The sequence below is a fragment of the Streptomyces sp. NPDC090106 genome, from assembly GCF_044747265.1.
Taxonomy (GTDB): domain Bacteria; phylum Actinomycetota; class Actinomycetes; order Streptomycetales; family Streptomycetaceae; genus Streptomyces.
In genome coordinates this window covers 289,373-304,671 of record NZ_JBIVDS010000011.1, presented here as the reverse complement: position 1 = coordinate 304,671, position 15,299 = coordinate 289,373, and the positions used below count along the sequence as shown (strand labels likewise).

At 70.9% G+C, this 15,299-nt stretch carries 15 protein-coding genes; 7 read left to right on the top strand and 8 right to left on the bottom strand.

What is annotated here, in order from left to right; genetic code table 11:
- Positions 1-39 precede the first annotated feature (39 nt).
- Together ACIPSE_RS32845 and ACIPSE_RS32840 are read left to right on the top strand one after the other, a co-directional pair.
- Positions 40-336: a DUF1330 domain-containing protein gene (locus tag ACIPSE_RS32845; RefSeq protein WP_401669798.1), complete on the top strand. Its 297-nt coding sequence runs from the start codon at positions 40-42 to the stop codon at positions 334-336.
- Positions 337-676: 340 nt separating this feature from the next.
- Complete coding sequence (locus tag ACIPSE_RS32840) at positions 677-1,042, top strand: hypothetical protein (RefSeq protein ID WP_401669796.1); 366 nt, start codon at positions 677-679, stop codon at positions 1,040-1,042.
- A gap of 855 nt (positions 1,043-1,897) precedes the next feature.
- Here the strand turns inward: ACIPSE_RS32840 and ACIPSE_RS32835 are convergent.
- From ACIPSE_RS32835 to hisD, 8 genes are all read right to left on the bottom strand, one after another.
- Entirely contained in the window at positions 1,898-2,569 is a 672-nt protein-coding gene (locus ACIPSE_RS32835) for a nucleotidyl transferase AbiEii/AbiGii toxin family protein (RefSeq protein ID WP_401669989.1), read from the bottom strand.
- 8 nt (positions 2,570-2,577) lie between these two features.
- Positions 2,578-2,967, bottom strand: a complete 390-nt coding sequence (locus tag ACIPSE_RS32830; RefSeq protein ID WP_401669794.1) for a hypothetical protein — start codon at positions 2,965-2,967, stop codon at positions 2,578-2,580.
- 148 nt (positions 2,968-3,115) lie between these two features.
- The gene (locus tag ACIPSE_RS32825) at positions 3,116-4,846 is read right to left on the bottom strand and encodes a glycoside hydrolase family 13 protein (protein ID WP_401669792.1); all 1,731 of its coding nucleotides are present in this window, start codon (positions 4,844-4,846) and stop codon (positions 3,116-3,118) included.
- Complete coding sequence (locus ACIPSE_RS32820) at positions 4,843-5,700, bottom strand: nitrilase-related carbon-nitrogen hydrolase (RefSeq protein WP_401669789.1); 858 nt, start codon at positions 5,698-5,700, stop codon at positions 4,843-4,845. Before ACIPSE_RS32820 ends, ACIPSE_RS32825 begins: the two co-directional genes overlap by 4 nt.
- Complete coding sequence (locus ACIPSE_RS32815; protein WP_401669786.1) at positions 5,697-6,506, bottom strand: carbohydrate ABC transporter permease; 810 nt, start codon at positions 6,504-6,506, stop codon at positions 5,697-5,699. The genes ACIPSE_RS32820 and ACIPSE_RS32815 overlap by 4 nt, the downstream gene beginning before the upstream one ends.
- Positions 6,503-7,534 (bottom strand): carbohydrate ABC transporter permease, encoded by a 1,032-nt coding sequence (locus tag ACIPSE_RS32810; RefSeq protein WP_401669784.1) that lies wholly within the window; start codon positions 7,532-7,534, stop codon positions 6,503-6,505. Before ACIPSE_RS32810 ends, ACIPSE_RS32815 begins: the two co-directional genes overlap by 4 nt.
- Positions 7,531-8,895: an ABC transporter substrate-binding protein gene (locus tag ACIPSE_RS32805; RefSeq protein WP_401669781.1), complete on the bottom strand. Its 1,365-nt coding sequence runs from the start codon at positions 8,893-8,895 to the stop codon at positions 7,531-7,533. Before ACIPSE_RS32805 ends, ACIPSE_RS32810 begins: the two co-directional genes overlap by 4 nt.
- Positions 8,896-9,113: 218 nt before the next feature.
- A complete protein-coding gene (gene hisD, locus ACIPSE_RS32800; RefSeq protein ID WP_401669778.1) occupies positions 9,114-10,433 on the bottom strand; it encodes a histidinol dehydrogenase in 1,320 nt (439 codons plus the stop codon).
- An 89-nt stretch (positions 10,434-10,522) separates the two neighbouring features.
- On the opposite strand from hisD, the gene ACIPSE_RS32795 reads away from it, so the two are divergent.
- The 5 genes from ACIPSE_RS32795 (at position 10,523) to ACIPSE_RS32775 (ending at position 15,067) form a co-directional block, all read left to right on the top strand.
- On the top strand, positions 10,523-11,440 hold the full coding sequence (locus tag ACIPSE_RS32795) for a LysR family transcriptional regulator (RefSeq protein WP_401669776.1): 918 nt from the start codon (positions 10,523-10,525) through the stop codon (positions 11,438-11,440).
- Between the two features lie 126 nt (positions 11,441-11,566).
- Positions 11,567-13,828 carry a telomere-associated protein Tap gene (tap, locus tag ACIPSE_RS32790; protein ID WP_401669773.1) on the top strand — a complete coding sequence of 754 codons (2,262 nt, stop codon included), beginning with the start codon at positions 11,567-11,569 and terminating at the stop codon, positions 13,826-13,828.
- A gap of 6 nt (positions 13,829-13,834) precedes the next feature.
- Complete coding sequence (gene tpg / locus ACIPSE_RS32785) at positions 13,835-14,392, top strand: telomere-protecting terminal protein Tpg (RefSeq protein WP_401669770.1); 558 nt, start codon at positions 13,835-13,837, stop codon at positions 14,390-14,392.
- A gap of 46 nt (positions 14,393-14,438) precedes the next feature.
- A complete protein-coding gene (locus tag ACIPSE_RS32780) occupies positions 14,439-14,690 on the top strand; it encodes a hypothetical protein (protein ID WP_401669767.1) in 252 nt (83 codons plus the stop codon).
- Positions 14,690-15,067 carry a fic family toxin-antitoxin system, toxin component gene (locus ACIPSE_RS32775; RefSeq protein WP_401669764.1) on the top strand — a complete coding sequence of 126 codons (378 nt, stop codon included), beginning with the start codon at positions 14,690-14,692 and terminating at the stop codon, positions 15,065-15,067. Before ACIPSE_RS32780 ends, ACIPSE_RS32775 begins: the two co-directional genes overlap by 1 nt.
- Positions 15,068-15,299: the final 232 nt, after the last annotated feature.

The following is a 15,299-nucleotide window of genomic DNA, read 5'->3' as shown; positions in this document are numbered from 1 at the left end:
CGGCGGGCCGGACGCGTTCGTGACCCACGAGGACACCCCATGACCGCCTACGTCATAGCCGAAGCCGAACTCACCGGCGACCCCGAGATGGTGGCGAAGTACAGCGCCCAACTGGTCTCCACCCTGGAACCCCACGGAGGCCGCTACCTCGTCCGGGGAGCCCCCTGGCAGATCCTGGAAGGCGAGAGCAAGGCCTTCACGGGAGTCATCGAGTTCCCGACCCCCGAGGCGGCCCAGTCCTGGTACGACTCTCCCGCCTACCAGTCGATCATCCCCCTCCGCCGCCACAACACCACAGGCCGCATCCTCATCTTCGAGTCCACCCCGCCTGCCTGACCCACCCCACCACCAGGGCTCCCGCTCCGCCAACTCGGCGAAGCGGGAGCCTTTTCGCGTTCCCCGGCGAACTCAAACCGCGTGATTCACTGGCTATTCACCCAGTGAAACGTGCGTGTTTTCCTGTCGGCGCCGCAGTATTTGAACCGAGTACTCGCAGACGTTCGCGAACCCTGACGGCACGTACTCCCTGACTCAGTCGACGTCCCCTCGGCGGGCCAAGGACGCCTCTGGCACCTGGAAGGACATTGGCACGACTCTTGAGCGTCGCAGCGATGGCACCGTCGGCCCGGCCGTTGCCGCGGTGGACGTGTCGTTCTCCGCCGGTGGTGCTGCGGACATGGTCAGTCTGAAGGAGGGGCAGCGGCGGCTGTCCGTTCGTTGGCCGGGTGAGTTGCCCGTTCCGGCCCTGGGTGGTGCGACGGCTACCTGCACAGATGTGCTGCCGGGAGCGGACCGCCAGCTGACGGCGATGCCGGACGGGTATCGAGAGGTCCTTCGGGTCAAGTCGGCAGAAGCAGCGCAAAATACGGCTCTGGAGCAGCCCCGGTTCGCTGTCGCGGGCGAAGGCGTAAGCGTTGTCACGGGTGCTGGGGGCGGTCTGCGGGCCCAGGATGCCGATGGCAACGCTGTCTTCACCGGACCGGCTGGTCAGATGTGGGAATCGGCCGGAAGCGACGACGGCGCTCAGACGATATCGAACTAGAAAATTCTGTCATTCAAGTCAAGGCGGGCCCCGGAAGGGCGCCGGTGATCAGGCGACCCGTACTGTGGAAGGGACGGATAAGCCTGTCATTGTTTACGATCCAAAGTTGCGGCCGTCCGTCGTCGGTGAACGGTAGCCCTGTGTGGTGGATGATGAAGATGATTTTTTCGGGCTGGGTGTCGATTATCTTCATCGTCGGCAACGCGGAAACTACGTGCCTCATTCAACCGCCTAACGCTGCGTCCTAGGTCCTGGTCTGATCCCAAAGGGTCATTTTCAGAGGCGTGTCCCAGTGTTCCGCTTGAGGTCATGTGAGCGACCGCGAATCTGAGGCGATGGCCCGTCGTTTCCCATGGCCTGGCTGGGGCACGGAAGAACGCTGTGAGAAACCTTGGCTGGTATCCGGTCTCTGTCCGAGCCGAGCGTGGTGAAGGTGTAGGCGATCATCACGAGATCCCCTGGCAGATGCTGAAAGCCATCCAATGGGAATCTCGGACAGGTGTTCCCTCTCGACCGGACCGATGGCCGGCGTGTGCGCGTGGACGCGTTCAGCCGCTGGCCGTCCTTCGGTCGTCACCGGAAGGTGAGCGCGATACCGGAGCAGGGACGCAGCCAGGCGGAAGGGTCCCCGTCCGCGGACATTCGCGAGACCGAGGCTTCGGGAGTATCGGGAACAGTGAAGTTTCTCCGGGGCGTCCCGCTCGCGGTCACCCTGGTGGCGTTCGTGGTCGAAGGCACCATCGCGCTCTTGTCACGCGCTTGTGTTGCGAGGACGAACTGCCTCGCAGGTCGAACAGGGATGATCCGAGATCGGCGTTCACCGGCCCAAGAGGCAGAGACAGGCTGCGCCTGCGGTCAGTCTTGGTCGCCGAGGATCTGGTCTTCTTCGTAGAGTCTCTCGGCGAGGTCGTCGGCCCACTCCACTGCCCAGGCCCGCAGTGCGGTGATGGCGGATGCGTCGAGGCCGTAGGCGGCGAACGCCTCGTCGTCGGTCCACTCGGCGCCCGCGAGGTTGGCCTGGAGGTCCTCGCGTTCGAAGCGTCCTCGTGAGTGCCGTCGGCCGAATTCCTCTAGGTCGGCCGTGTTCCAGCGCTGGGAGGCCGCGAACACGTCGATCAGGTCCCGAGGCGCGCCTCTGTCTCCCAAGGCGCGCACTTTCGTCCCGATCACGTCTTCTTCCGCGAGAACGGGGCCGTAAGGGCTGTCGGCGACGGGGCGCCAGAAGATCTCTTTGAGGATGTCGACTTCGACCTCCTGGCCCGCGTCCGGGTCGCGGACGGTGAAGCGGGCGGACAGTGGGGCCGTTTCCAGGGACTGCACCTGCCAGCCGAGTCCTTCGAGGCCGTCGCGCAGTGTGGCGGCGATGTCCGCCATCGGAGCCGGGTTCTCGGTGGCGACATCGAGGTCCTGGCTGGGACGGTCGACCAGCTGGTGCGCGCGCACCGCGTAGCCGCCGGTCAGCACGAGGGGGTAGGGGGAGCCCAGGGCGATCACGTCCGCCAGGAGCCGTGCGTGCAGCTCCGGCATGTCTTCGCTCATGCGGCCAGTCGGCCGCGCGCGGCGAGCTGGGGGAAAGCTTCTTCCCACACGGTGCGCACGGTGCGGCCGACCAGACGCCGGAGTGTGGGCCACAGCTCCAGCAGAACGTCCTGGTTCAGGAAGGACGTGAGGTCCTCACGCAGGCCCTCGTGCAGCACGGTGCGGTACAGGCCCATGCGCTGACGGGGCTTGTCCAGGTCGTACGAGGTCAGCCCGGACCACGCCACATGCAGGGGAAGATCCACGACCCCCCGGACCGGCCCCCGCAACTCGTCCAGGGAGCCGGGCAGACGCTGCTGGAACTTGCGCCGGTACAGCGCCAGGTCGTCCGCGACTGCCCCGGCCGGCTCAGGTCCGGGGGTGGGAGAGTGCGCACTGGCTGCCATGTCCTCATTATGACGGCGGGCACGCCGGACCGCGGGTGGGGCGGTGCCGTAGGTGGGTCGTCAGGGCGCACCTACCTCGGCCCGCCCTGCCCCGGCGCACGAATGGACTCAGCGGACGCGACCAGCGGCTGTGTGCGAGGAACCTGGTTCAGGCTGTCGTCACAGGCGCCACTGAGGAGGTCCTGTCCGGGCTCCCTGGGTTCTCCGCCTCGCTGGTGAACCACACCGTCGCGTCCGGCGGTACTTCGTCCGTCACCGGTGTCGAGGCGATGAGTACGTGGGCGGTGGGTGGGAGCGGGACCGGGGTGGGGGTGAGGTTGGACAGGACCTCGACGGGGCCGTTGGTGAAGTGGAGGAGCCCGGTGGGGGAGGGGATCCAGTGGAGCTCGCCCGCGCCCAGGGCGTACCGGCGGCGCAGGTGCAGCAGGCGGCGGTAGAGGGTGAGGGTCGAGGCGGGGTCGTCGCGTTGGGCGTCTGCCGCGTAGAGGGCGTAGTAGGAGGGCTGCGGGAGCCAGGTGGTGGAGGCGCTGCTGAAACCCAGGGTCGGGCCGTCGGCGGTCCAGGGCAGGGGGATGCGGCAGCCGTCGCGGCCTCGGATGCGGTGGCCGGAGCGTTCCCAGACCGGGTCCTGGCGGGCGCTGTCGGGCAGGTCGGTGGCCTCGGGCAGGCCCAGTTCCTCGCCCTGGTAGAGGTAGGCGGATCCGGGCAGGGCGAGCATGAGGGCGGTCGCGGCGCGGGCGCGGCGCAGGCCGAGGGCACGGTCGGGCTGGGGGTCGTCGGCGCCGACGCCGTGTTCGAGGGCGACGGGGCCCTCGTAGCCGAAGCGGCTGGCGTGGCGCATGACGTCGTGGTTGGACAGGACCCAGGTGGTGGGGGCGCCGACGGCGTCGTTGGCGGCCAGGGACTCGTCGATGACGGCGCGCAGGGCGTCCGGCCGCCAAGGGGTCTCCAGGAAGCGGAAGTTGAAGGCCTGGTGCATCTCGTCGGCGCGGATGATGCGGGCGGCGCGCTCGGGCGGCAGCCACGCCTCGGCACACAGGATGCGCCGGCCGTCGTAGGAGTCGAGCAGCTCGCGCCAGGCGCGGAAGATCTCGTGGATGCCCTCCTGGTCCCACATGGGCGGCATCACGCCGTCGACGGGTTCGACGACGCCGTGGGCGGCGTGCGGCCAGTCGGGCAGGCCGGGGGCCTTGACGAGGGCGTCGCAGACGTCGACGCGGAAGCCGTCGACGCCGCGGTCGAGCCAGAAGCGGAGCGTCCTCTCGAAGTCCTCGCGGACGGCGGGGTCGTCCCAGTTCCAGTCGGGCTGGCCGGGGTCGAACAGGTGCAGGTACCACTGTCCCGGGCTGCCGTCGGCCTCGGTGACGCGGGTCCAGGCCGGGCCCTCGAACATCGACGTCCAGTCGTTGGGCGGCAGGTCGCCGTGCGGGCCGCGGCCGTCCCGGAAGTGGAACAGGGCCCGCTCCCGGCTGCCGGGCCGCGCGCTCAACGCGGCCTGGAAGGAGAGGTGTTGGGAGGAGCAGTGGTTGGGGACCAGGTCGACGACGACGCGGATGCCCAGGGCGTGGGCGCGGGCCAGCAGCGCGTCGAAGTCGTCGAGGGTGCCGTAACGCGGGTCCACGGCGCGGTAGTCGGCGACGTCGTAGCCGCCGTCCACCTGCGGTGAGGGGTAGAACGGTGAGAGCCACAGGGCGTCGGCACCGAGGTCGGCCAGGTGGTCGAGGCGGGCCGTGATGCCGGGCAGGTCGCCGGTGCCGTCGCCGTCGCTGTCGGCGAAGGAGCGCGGGTAGACCTGGTAGATGACGGCGGTGCGCCACCAGGAGTCGTCCGCCGCGGGGCCGTTGGCCACCGGCGCGGGCGTGCTGTCGGCTGGCGTCATAGCTGAGGGCTCTCCTGGGCGTAGAGGTCGGTGCGGCGGTCGTGGAGCAGATCGTTGTGCGGGGAGAGGGCCTTGTCCCGGGAGAGGTGGAGGAAGAGGTCGCAGACGGCCCGGTGCTCCGCGGCGGCGGTCGCGGTGGTGGTGAGCCAGCCGTACTGGTTGATGACGGCCGTGCCCTGAGTCCAGGCCTGGCCGCGTTCGGTGCCGCCGCGGTCCGCGCAGGCGATGTAGAGGCCGTTGGCGCGGGCGGCGGCCTGGGCCTGGATGATCTCGGCGGGACGTTCGCCGGCGGGCTGCTCCTCCAGGGGCCAGTTGGTCGGTACGGCGATCAGGTCGGCGCCCGCCAGGGCCAGTCGGCGGGGCATCTCCGGGAATTCGAGGTCGTAGCAGATCAGGACGCCGATGCGGCCGTGCGGTGTGGTGACGACCGGTGCCATCCGGGCGCCGGGGGTGAAGAACAGTGTCTCGCGGTCCCACAGATGGGTCTTGCGGTAGACGGCCCGTACGCCGTCCGCGTCGACGACGGCCGCGCTGTTGAACAGGGTGGGCCCGCCGTCCTCGCAGAAGCCCAGCACGACGACCGTGCGGGTGCCGGCCAGCAGGAGGGTGAGGTCGGTGAAGAAGGTGTCGTCGGGGGTGATCGCCGTCCGCCGTGCCTCGTCCAGGTCGGCGAACACGTAGCCCGACGTGGTGAGTTCGGGCAGGACGACGATGTCGGCCCGGTCGGCGAGGGCGCGTCGGACGGCGTCGAGGGCGAGCGCGGTGTTGTGGGCCAGGTCGCCCACGCGCGGCGCGAGTTGCTCGCACACCACACGGGTGACGCCACTGTCCTGAGCGGAGGCGGGCGTGGTCACTTCACGGCTCCTTCGGTGAGTCCGCTGATCAGGCGCCGCTGGAGGAAGACGTACGCCAGCAGCACCGGCAGGGCGACGAGGACGGCCGCCGCCGCGGTCACGGCCGGGTCGCTGGAGCGGGCGGCGCCGGAGAAGAAGGACAGTGCCAACGGCACCGTCTGCACGGAGGTGTTGTCGGGGACGAGGATGAGCGCGAGCAGGAACTCGTTCCAGGTGAACAGGAACAGCACGGTGCTCAGGGTGGTGATCGCGGGCCCCGCGATGGGCAGGACGACCAGGCGCAGGCTCTGGAGCCGGCTGGTGCCGTCGATACGGGCCGCCTCCAGCAGCTCCACGGGCACCGAGGCGAAGAACGACCGCATCCACAGCACGCCGAGCGGCACCGACAGGGCGATCTGCGGCAGGATCAACGCCCAGTAGGTGTCGATGAGCCGCCAGCCGGAGAGCAGTTCGTACAGCGGCAGCACCGTCACCTCGTACGGCAGGACGAGGCCGAGCAGGAGCAGGCCCACGATGACCTTGCCCGCGGGCACCCGCATGGTGGCGAGTGCCCATCCGGCCAGGGAGGCCAGGGCCACGGTGACCACGACGACGGTGACGGACACCAGCGCGCTGGAGAGCAGGGCGGAGCCGAAGTGGCCCTGGGTCCAGGCCGTGGAGTAACTGGCGAAGGACATCCCGCCGTCGGAGCCCGCGCTCCCGCGCAGGGACGAGACGACGATCGAGGCCAGCGGGAAGACGGCGACGACGGACGCGAGGACGAGCAGCGCGTGCGTGGCGACGCTCTCGCTCCGGGCGATCCTCATGAGTGCACCTTCCTGTCCGGCGTGCCCCGGTCGGCGGAGCGTGCCGTGCCGCGGGCGAGGGTGGACCGGCGTCGCGGCGCCTCGCGTTCGCGCAGCGCCAGTTGGACGACGGCCACGACGACGAGGATGACCACGGTCAGTACGACGGCCAGGGCCGAGGCCCGGCCGAGCATGCGGTTCTGGAACGCGTCCTGGTAGACGTACAGGCTGGGGACGGTCGTGGTGGTGCCGGGGCCGCCCCGGGTGGTGTTCCAGATCAGGTCGAAGTTGCGCAGCGCGAACGTGATCGTGAGGATCAGCGCGATCGAGATCTGCGGGCGCAGGGCGTGCAGCGTGATGGCGAAGAACTCGCGGACCGGTCCGGCGCCGTCGAGGCGGGCCGCCTCGTAGGTGGAGCGGTCGATGGCGACGATGCCGCTGAGGAAGAGCACCATGCACAGCCCGTACTCCACCCAGGCGCCGATCGTGCCGATCGAGGGCAGGGCGGTGTCGAAGTCGCCCAGCCAGCTGGTGGCGAACCGGCCCAGGCCGATGCCTCTGAGCACCGTGTTGACGGGGCCGTCCTCGGCGAGCAGGTTCCGCCAGGCGACGGCGACGACGACGCTCGAGAGGATCTGCGGCAGGAAGAGGGCCGCGCGGAAGACCGTCAGTCCGTACACCCGGATCCGGGACATGGCTCCTGCCAGCAGCAGGCCGGCGCAGACCGGCAGGGCGGCGTAGAAGAACAGCAGGACGAGGGAGTGCAGGAGCGCGGCGCGCAGGTTGCCGTCGGTGAAGACCGCCGTGTAGTTGCCCCAGCCGACCGGGGTGCCGACGGTCAGTCCGTCGTAGGCGTAGAACGAGTACCAGACGGAGATGCCGATCGGGTACAGCACGAACACGCCGAAGAACGCCATGGCCGGGGCGATGTACAGCAGCGAGGTCCAGGACAGGGACGACAGGTGGGCGAGCGGGGACGGACGGCGGCGCCGCTCGTGGGTGCCGCCGCTCACGGCGGGGGCGGTGGTGGTGGGGGCGGCGGTGGTCATTGCGCCTGCCTCGCCTTCTGCCAGGACGCCTGGACCGCCTTGAGGAATTCCGCGCTGCCGGTGCGGCCCGCCATGACCTCCTGGAGTCCGCCGCCCATGACGTTGAGCATGTCGGTGGCGGTCCAGTCGTAGTAGCCGACCTGGGTGCCTGCGGCGATCGTGCGCTTGAGCGCGTCCAGGGTCTGGCTCTGGAGACTGTTGCTCCCCTTGACGCCGTCGGTGACGACGGGCAGCCGGCCGGTGTCCAGGATCGCCTGGCCGGTCTCGGGGGTGTGCAGGGCGGCGAGGAAGGCGACCGCGGCGGGGGTGGCCTTGGAGGAGGCGGAGATGTGCCAGGGCGAGGCGGTGGCCCCGGCGCCGCCCGTGGTCAGTGCGCCGAAGCCGAACTTCTCGGGGTCGAGGCCGGCGCCGTTCCAGGAGCCGCCGACGAAGAAGACGCCCGAGCCCTTGGCAAAACGGGAGATGGCGTCCTCGTTGCTCAGGCCGTCGTAGCCGGAGCCGAAGTACCCCTTCCTCGCCCAGTCGGCCATCGTCTCGGCCGCCTTCGCGTTGCCGTCGGTGACGAAGGTGGTGCCCTGCTCGCCGCCGATCCAGTCGCGGATCGAGACCGGTGACTGCTCGGTGGCGGCCAGGTCGGAGAAGATGTGGGTGGCGGCGTACTGGTCGCTGTTGCCCAGCATGATCGGCTGCTTGCCGGCCTTCTCGACGAGCGGCAGGTCCTTCTCCAGGTCCGCGAGGGACCGCGGCGGTTCCAGCCCGAGTTCCTTCAGCTGGGCCTTGTCGTAGTAGATGCCCTGGACCTCGCTGATGGGCGACATCCCGTAGAGGTTGCCGTTGCCGAACGCGGTGCCGGAGCCGTTCCAGCGGGCGGGGGCCAGGGTGCTGGCACCGGTGCCGGAGATCCAGTTGTACGCGGCGGCCACGTCGTCCAGCGGCCGGACCAGCTTGGCCTTGACCAGCGCCCCGTCGACCGCGTAGCCGATGTTGCCCTGGAACAGGTCGGGCGGGTTGGTGCCGGAGGCGGCGTTGACGACGGTGGCGACGAGGTCGTCGAAGCTCTTGTAGGTGATGTCCACCTTGACGTTCGGGTACTGCTTCTCGAAGGCCGGCACCACCGTTTTCATCAGCGGCTTCTCCGCCTGGTCCGCCCACATCCGCAGCGTGACGTCGCCGAGTTCGGCGACCTGTGCGGGGGTCACCGGGTCGGTGACGGCGATCTGGCCTGCCGTGGCGGCCGTACCCTTCCCGGCCCCGGGCGGGCTGCATCCGGCGCAGACCAGCAGCGCGGCCAGGGCGGCGGCCGTGGCGGCGACCGGGACGAACCTGGGCGGGCCTGCCCCTTCACGACGTACGGATTTCATGTGGTGCACCGGTTCTCTGTACGGGGTTGCTGGTCGGGGAGGTGGGGGGGGAAGGAGGCTGGGTCGTGTGTGCCGTTCTGGGGACATCGGGGGATTGGGTCGGGTGTGTCCCTGGATTCTCCGCCGTGCGCCCGAGGGGTCCGCGCGGGGCGGGCCCTTCAGGCGCGCCGGGTCCCGGCTCTCAGGGCCGGGGCGAGAGGGGCCGGGGAAGGGCGGGGTCAGCTCGCGTAGCTGCGCAGGCGCAGGGTGGCGGTGGCCTCGTGGGCCGTCATGCCCTCGCTGGCGGAGATGACCTGGACGGCCTCGGCGAGCAGCGGGGTCGCCTCGCGGCTGATGCGCTGGTACGTGAGCGGCTTGAGGTAGCGGGAGACGGACAGCCCGGCGCTGTGCTTGGCGCCGCCCGCGGTCGGCAGCGTGTGGTTGGTGCCGGCCATGCCCTTGTCCGAGTAGGCCACCGTGCTCCAGTGGCCCAGGAAGAGGGAGCCGTAGTTGTGCAGGGCGTCGTGGTACCAGTCGTCCTCCGCCGTGTGGACCTCAAGGTGCTCGGGGGCCAGCTCGTCCATGACCGCGACCGCGTCCTCCCGGTTGCCGACCAGGACGACCGAGCCGTGGTCGTGCCAGGCGGGGCCGCAGATGTCCTGGGTGGACAGGGTCGCCAGTTGGCGTTCGACCGCCGCGATGACGTCCCGTCCCAGCTGCTCGGAGGTGGTGACGAGGGCGGCGGGGGAGGTGGGGCCGTGCTCGGCCTGGCCGAGCAGGTCCGCGGCGACGGCCTCGGCGTCGGCCGTCGCGTCGGCGATGACGGCGACCTCCGAGGGGCCGGCGAGCAGGTCGATGGCGACCGTGCCGAACAGCTGGCGCTTGGCCTCGGCGACGTAGGCGTTGCCCGCGCCGACGAGCATGTCGACGGGCGGCAGGTCCAGCAGACCGAAGGCCATCGCGGCCAGGGCCTGCACACCGCCGAGGACGTGGAGGTGGTCGATCCCGGAGAGGTGGGCGGCGTAGGTGACGGCGTCGTTGGCGCGGCCGTCCGGCTGCGGCGGAGTGCACCCGACCACGGTCGGGACACCCGCGGCCTTGGCGACACCCACCGTCATGAAGGCGCTGGCGGTGAGCGGGAAACGGCCCGCCGGCAGATACGCCCCGACCGCGCCGACCGGCACATAGCGCTGTCCGACCAGGAGCCCGGGGGCTATCTCCTCCTCGAAGTCCGTCAGGTGCGCGCGCTGGAGCGCGGCGAAGCGCCGGGTGCGCTCGGCGCCGAGTTCGATCGCCTCCCGGAGGTCCTTGGGCAGACGGTCGCCGCTGCGGGCCACCTCGGCCGCGCCGAGCTCGACCGCGCCGTCGGACTGGCCGTCGAGGGAGCTCGCGTACCGGCGGATCGCGTCCACGCCGTCGCGCTCGATCTCCGACAGCATGCGGCTGACGGTCTCGATCACCTCGGGGTCGCGCTGGGCCGGCGGTGCGTCCACCGCGGGTGCCTTGAGCAGGGTGAAACGGTCGGCGTAGGCGGTGGTGAAGCGGTGGCTCAATTTCATACGGCTGAGCCTGAACCAGCCCTTCCTCTAGGACAACCCCGATTTGTCCGCGACACTTCATAGGGTTGCCCTATGACACGATGGCGGACATGCCTCCTTCCTCCGCTCCGGGGATCACCCTCAACCAGCTCCGGGCCTTCCTGGCCTCCGCGCGCCTGGGCACCTTCTCGGCCGCCGCGACCGAGCTGCGGACCACCCAGCCCTCGGTGTCGGAACTGATCAAACGCATGGAGGACCACTACCGGGTGCCGCTGTTCACCCGCGGCCCGCGCCGGCTGGTCCTGACCGCCGCCGGTGAGGAACTCCTGCCGTACGCCCAGCAGGCGACCGAAGCGGCCGACGGCGCCGACCGCGCCCTGCGCTCACTGACCTCGCTCGACGGCGGCGTGGCCACCTTCGGCCTGCTGCGCAACGCCGACTACTACTTCCTGTCCGAGCTGCTGGAGACCTTCCACACCCGTCACCCCAAGGTGCGGCTGCGGATCGTCGGCCTGAACTCCGCGGAGGTCGCGGAAGCCGTCGGCGCCGGTGATCTGGAGGCCGGTCTTGTCGTCCTGCCCGTCGACGCCGAGGGCCTCGACGTCACCCCGCTCATGCGCGACGAAGTCGTCTACGCCTCCGCCGATCCCGGCCGCACCGCACGCCCCGTCACCATGGCCGACCTCGCGACCGCCAACCTCATCCTGTACGACGCCCACTACGGCTGGCGCGACCCCACCCGCCGCCAACTCGCCGAACGGGCCCAGGTGGAGGGCGTCACCCTCTCCGCCGCCATCGAGGTCGAGCACGTCGAATCCGCCCTGCACATCGTCGCGCGCGGCGCCGGTGACACGATCGTCTCCCGGGCGGTCGCCCGCAGCCGCGCCTTCCCCGACACCCTCCACACCGTCGGCTTCGCCGAGCCGCTCTACGACACGATCGCGGTCGTCCGCAGACGGGGTTCGGTCCTGTCACCGGCGACGCGGGAGCTGACTCGGCTGGCCCGGCGGATGCTGCTGGCGCACTGAGCGGCAGGCGTCCGGGAGGGCGACCACCGTCTCGTCGTCCCGATGCGCGATCGGCGCGCGATTCGCCGAGTGATTCAGAAGTTGATCAGGGTAAGGTGCGTGCTGTGCGTGCTGGAGGTGTGCCCTGTGACTGCTGAGAACGAGCTGTTCAGCGCTGTCGACGCCCTGCTGGAACAGGTCGCCCAGGACGACCTTCCGGAGCCCGTCGAACGCAGGCGGCTGCGCGAGGCCGCCGGTCTCAGCCAGGCCCAGATCGCGGCGGCGCTCGGCACCCGCCGGGAGGCCGTGGGCAACTGGGAGGCCGGCCGGACGGACCCGCGGCCACCGCAGCGCGCCGCGTACGCCCGCCTCCTCGAAGGGCTCGCCCAGCGTTTTCCCGACGCGGTTCCCGAGGCTGACCCGGCGCCTGCTTCTGCCCCTGTTCCTGCTGACGAGGCCGCTGCCGCACCTGCGCCCACCGTCCCGGAGCCGACGCCCGAGCCGGAGCCGACTCCGACGCCGGAGCCGACGCCCGAGCCGGAGCCGACTCCGACGCCGGAGCCGACGCCCGAGTCCGTCTCGCCGCCCCGCCCGCGCCCCGGCACTCGGAAGCCGGGGACGCGCACCGGGCCGGGGCGGGCGAAGCAGGCGGCCGTCCCCTCGGCCTCGGCTCCCCCCGCCGACCCCCGCTTCGAGAACGGCCCCCTCGCCGTGGTCGACGTCGCGGACGGGCACGTGTCGGCGTACTGCGTAGGCGGACTGGTCCTGGACGTGCCCGCCAAGTCCCTTCCCGCGCTGGTCGATTGGACGCTCGCCGAGGCGAAGCTCGGGCAGGCGCGGCTGCACCGCAACGGCCGGGACGCCGACCCCGTCCTGGTCCTCACCCCGGCCGCGCTGGAGCGGTACGGCCTGCCCGCCGCCCTCTCCGACGAGGAGCGCCGCGCGGGACGCCTCCCGGACAGCCATAAGGTCGTCAAGCAGATCAAGAAGGCCGAACTCCAGCTCACCCAGCTCGGGTTCGGCCCCTGGGCCCGCGTCTACCGCGACCCGGAAGGCTCCCGGCGCCGCTGCGTACAGGTGTGCATCCCGTCCTGGAACGCCCTGGACGCACGCGAGTGGGACGACAAGGACGCCCCCCAGCTCCCGTCCATGCACCCCGCCGACCTCGCCCGCTACCTCGGCACGTACGCCCAGCAGGTGATCACCCCGCGCGGCACCGCGTCGACCACCGGCCTGGAGCTGATGACGGCGCTGCGCCCGCCGACCCGCGCGGAGAAGAACGAGACGACCGGCGAGTTCGAGCGGGCCTTCAACCCGGACGCGCTCACCGCCGTGTACGACGTCGTGGAGTGCGAAGTCCCCGACGAGCACCCGATCCTGAAGGGCAAGTGGCCCCGGCACCATCTGCGCACCCCGGACCAGATGCTCGCCGAGGAGCCGTACGACTGGTGCCGCGAGCTGACCGACGACGAGTGCATGCAGCCGTATCTGGTCGCGATCGACGTCAACATGGCGTTCGCCGCCGCCGCCAACGGCCTCACCGTCGGCCTGGACGGCCCCACTTACGGCAGGAACCCGGTCTTCGACCCGACGCTCCCCGGCTCCTGGCTGGTCGACCTCAGCCATGCCGACCTGTCCCGCGTGGAGGTCAACGGCCGTACGGTCGACGGGAATCGGCTCCCGTCCCCGTTCACGCCGAAGGGCGATCACCCCGCGGGCCCGGCCTGGTACGCCACCCCCACGCTCGCCTACGCGCAGGAACTCGGCTTCGAGGTCAGACCGATCGAGGCGTACGTCCGTCTGCGCAACGGCCGTTACCTGGACCCCTGGTACAAGCGGCTGCGCGACGCGTACGTGGCGACGATGGCCGAACTCGGCGTCACCACGGCCATGACCGGCCAGGAGTTCCTGGACGCGATGACCCGCTCCAGGACCACCGACCCGACGATGGCCCTGCTGGCCAAGGCGATCAAGGCGACGGCGAAGGGCGGCATCGGCAAACTGCGCCAGCGCAGCCGCGGCCAGGTGCCGTACTACGAGCCGTGGCCCGCGCTGAAGCGGGAGACCTGGCGCCCCGACATCCGCGCCGCCGTCCTCGCCAACGTACGCATCGGCATCCATCGCAAGCTGATGAAGACCGCGGCGACGGCCGGCCTCTACCCCGTCGCGATCGGCACGGACGCCATCGTCTACCCGTCCCCGGGCCCGTCCCCGCTGGACTTCCTGCCGCACACGGACGAGGGCAAGCCCGTCCCCGGCACGTTCCGGCTCGGCATCTCGCCGGGGATGGTGAAGCACCAGGGCACCCAGACCGTGCTGTGGGCGGAGGCCCGGTTCGAGGAGCAGGGCGGGGTCTTCAACGTCGCCAACCTCATCAAGACCGACCCGGCCGCCGGAGAAGGGGAGTAGCCGACGATGACGGACTCCGTCGGGGACGGCCTGGACCGCGCGCTCCAGGCCGCGTTCACCCGCCCCATCCCCAAGTCCGCCCAGGCACAGATGAAATACCTGGTCAGACAGCTCAAGACGACGAAAGCCGTCGCCGACCTGCTCGGCACCTCCCAGCGCACCGTGGAGCGCTACCTCGCGGGCAGGTTCAAGCGCCCCCGCAAGGACCTCCGCGACCGCATGGAACGCGAGGTCACCCAGCGCTGGCAGCCCCAGATCAGAGCCAAGGCGAAGAAGAAGGCCGCGAGCACCGACGGCGTCGTCCTCTCCGCCCGCGCCCGCTTCGGCTTCACCGCCGCCCCCGGCACCACCGACGACGCCCGCGTCCGCGACATCACCCAGGCCCTGCCCCCGCACTGGGCCGGCCGCCTCTTCGCGGCCCGCGACGCCGGCGCCACCGAACACCAGCTCCAGAGCATCACCGCCGACGCCCTCGCCGAGATGTACTTCCGCGCCAACAACTCCCGCGCCCCGGGCCTGGGCGTGGAGTTCACGGACATGAAGTTCATCGAGATCGAACTGTGAGGCCCGCCGCGCCCCGCCGTGCGGTAACAGCTGTTACCATGCCTCCATGGCGAAGACACAGCTGGGAGCGCGCGTAGACGACGAGGTGGCCGAGCTGGCCCGGGCCCGGGCCAAGGACCGGGGGCTGAGCGTCGGTGACTACATCGCCCTCCTGGTCAGGGAGGACGTGGACGGGCTGCGTGCCCGCGGGCTCGACGCCGCGCGCCGCTTCCTCGACGAGCACCAGGCCCTCTTCGACGAGGCCGAGGACGCCGACACCGGACACACCGCCGCCGCCTCCGGAGCCCACGCCGCCTGATGGACCTGCACATCGACGTCCCCTGGATCCTCCAGGTCGCCGAGCTTTCCGGCGCCCGCGATCCCGCGCCTGACGACTACGGCATCCCCGTCGCCGCGATCGCGGCCCACCAGGCGGAACTCCTCGACCACCCCGTCTACGACGGCCCCTACGCCCGTGCCGCCGCGCTCGTCCACATCCTCGGCCGCTGCCGCTGGCTGGAACGCTCCAACATGGCCGTCGCCGCCGCGACCGGCGTCATGTACCTCGAAGCCTCCGGCATCCCCGTCAAGCCCACCCGCGACGACGCCATGGCCCTGCGCGACCTGCTCCGCGACCCCGCCTGCACGACACGCAAGCTCGCGGCGCTGCTCCGCTCCTGGCCCACGGCCACCTGACGGCACTCAGCGGCCGGGCGGACAGCGCCTCCACCCGGGTGGAGGCGGCGGCCGGTGCCGGGCGCAGCCCACCGCACCGGCCGACGACCGTCCGGGCCGCGTCGGACTCGGCCGTGGGGCGCCGGCGTCCGGCAGCAGTCCGGGATCCGCCCGGAGGCTCCGCTGCCGCATGGCACCTCCTTGGCACGTCCTTCGCACGTCCTTGGGATCTCCCCACAGCAGGTCTTCGCAG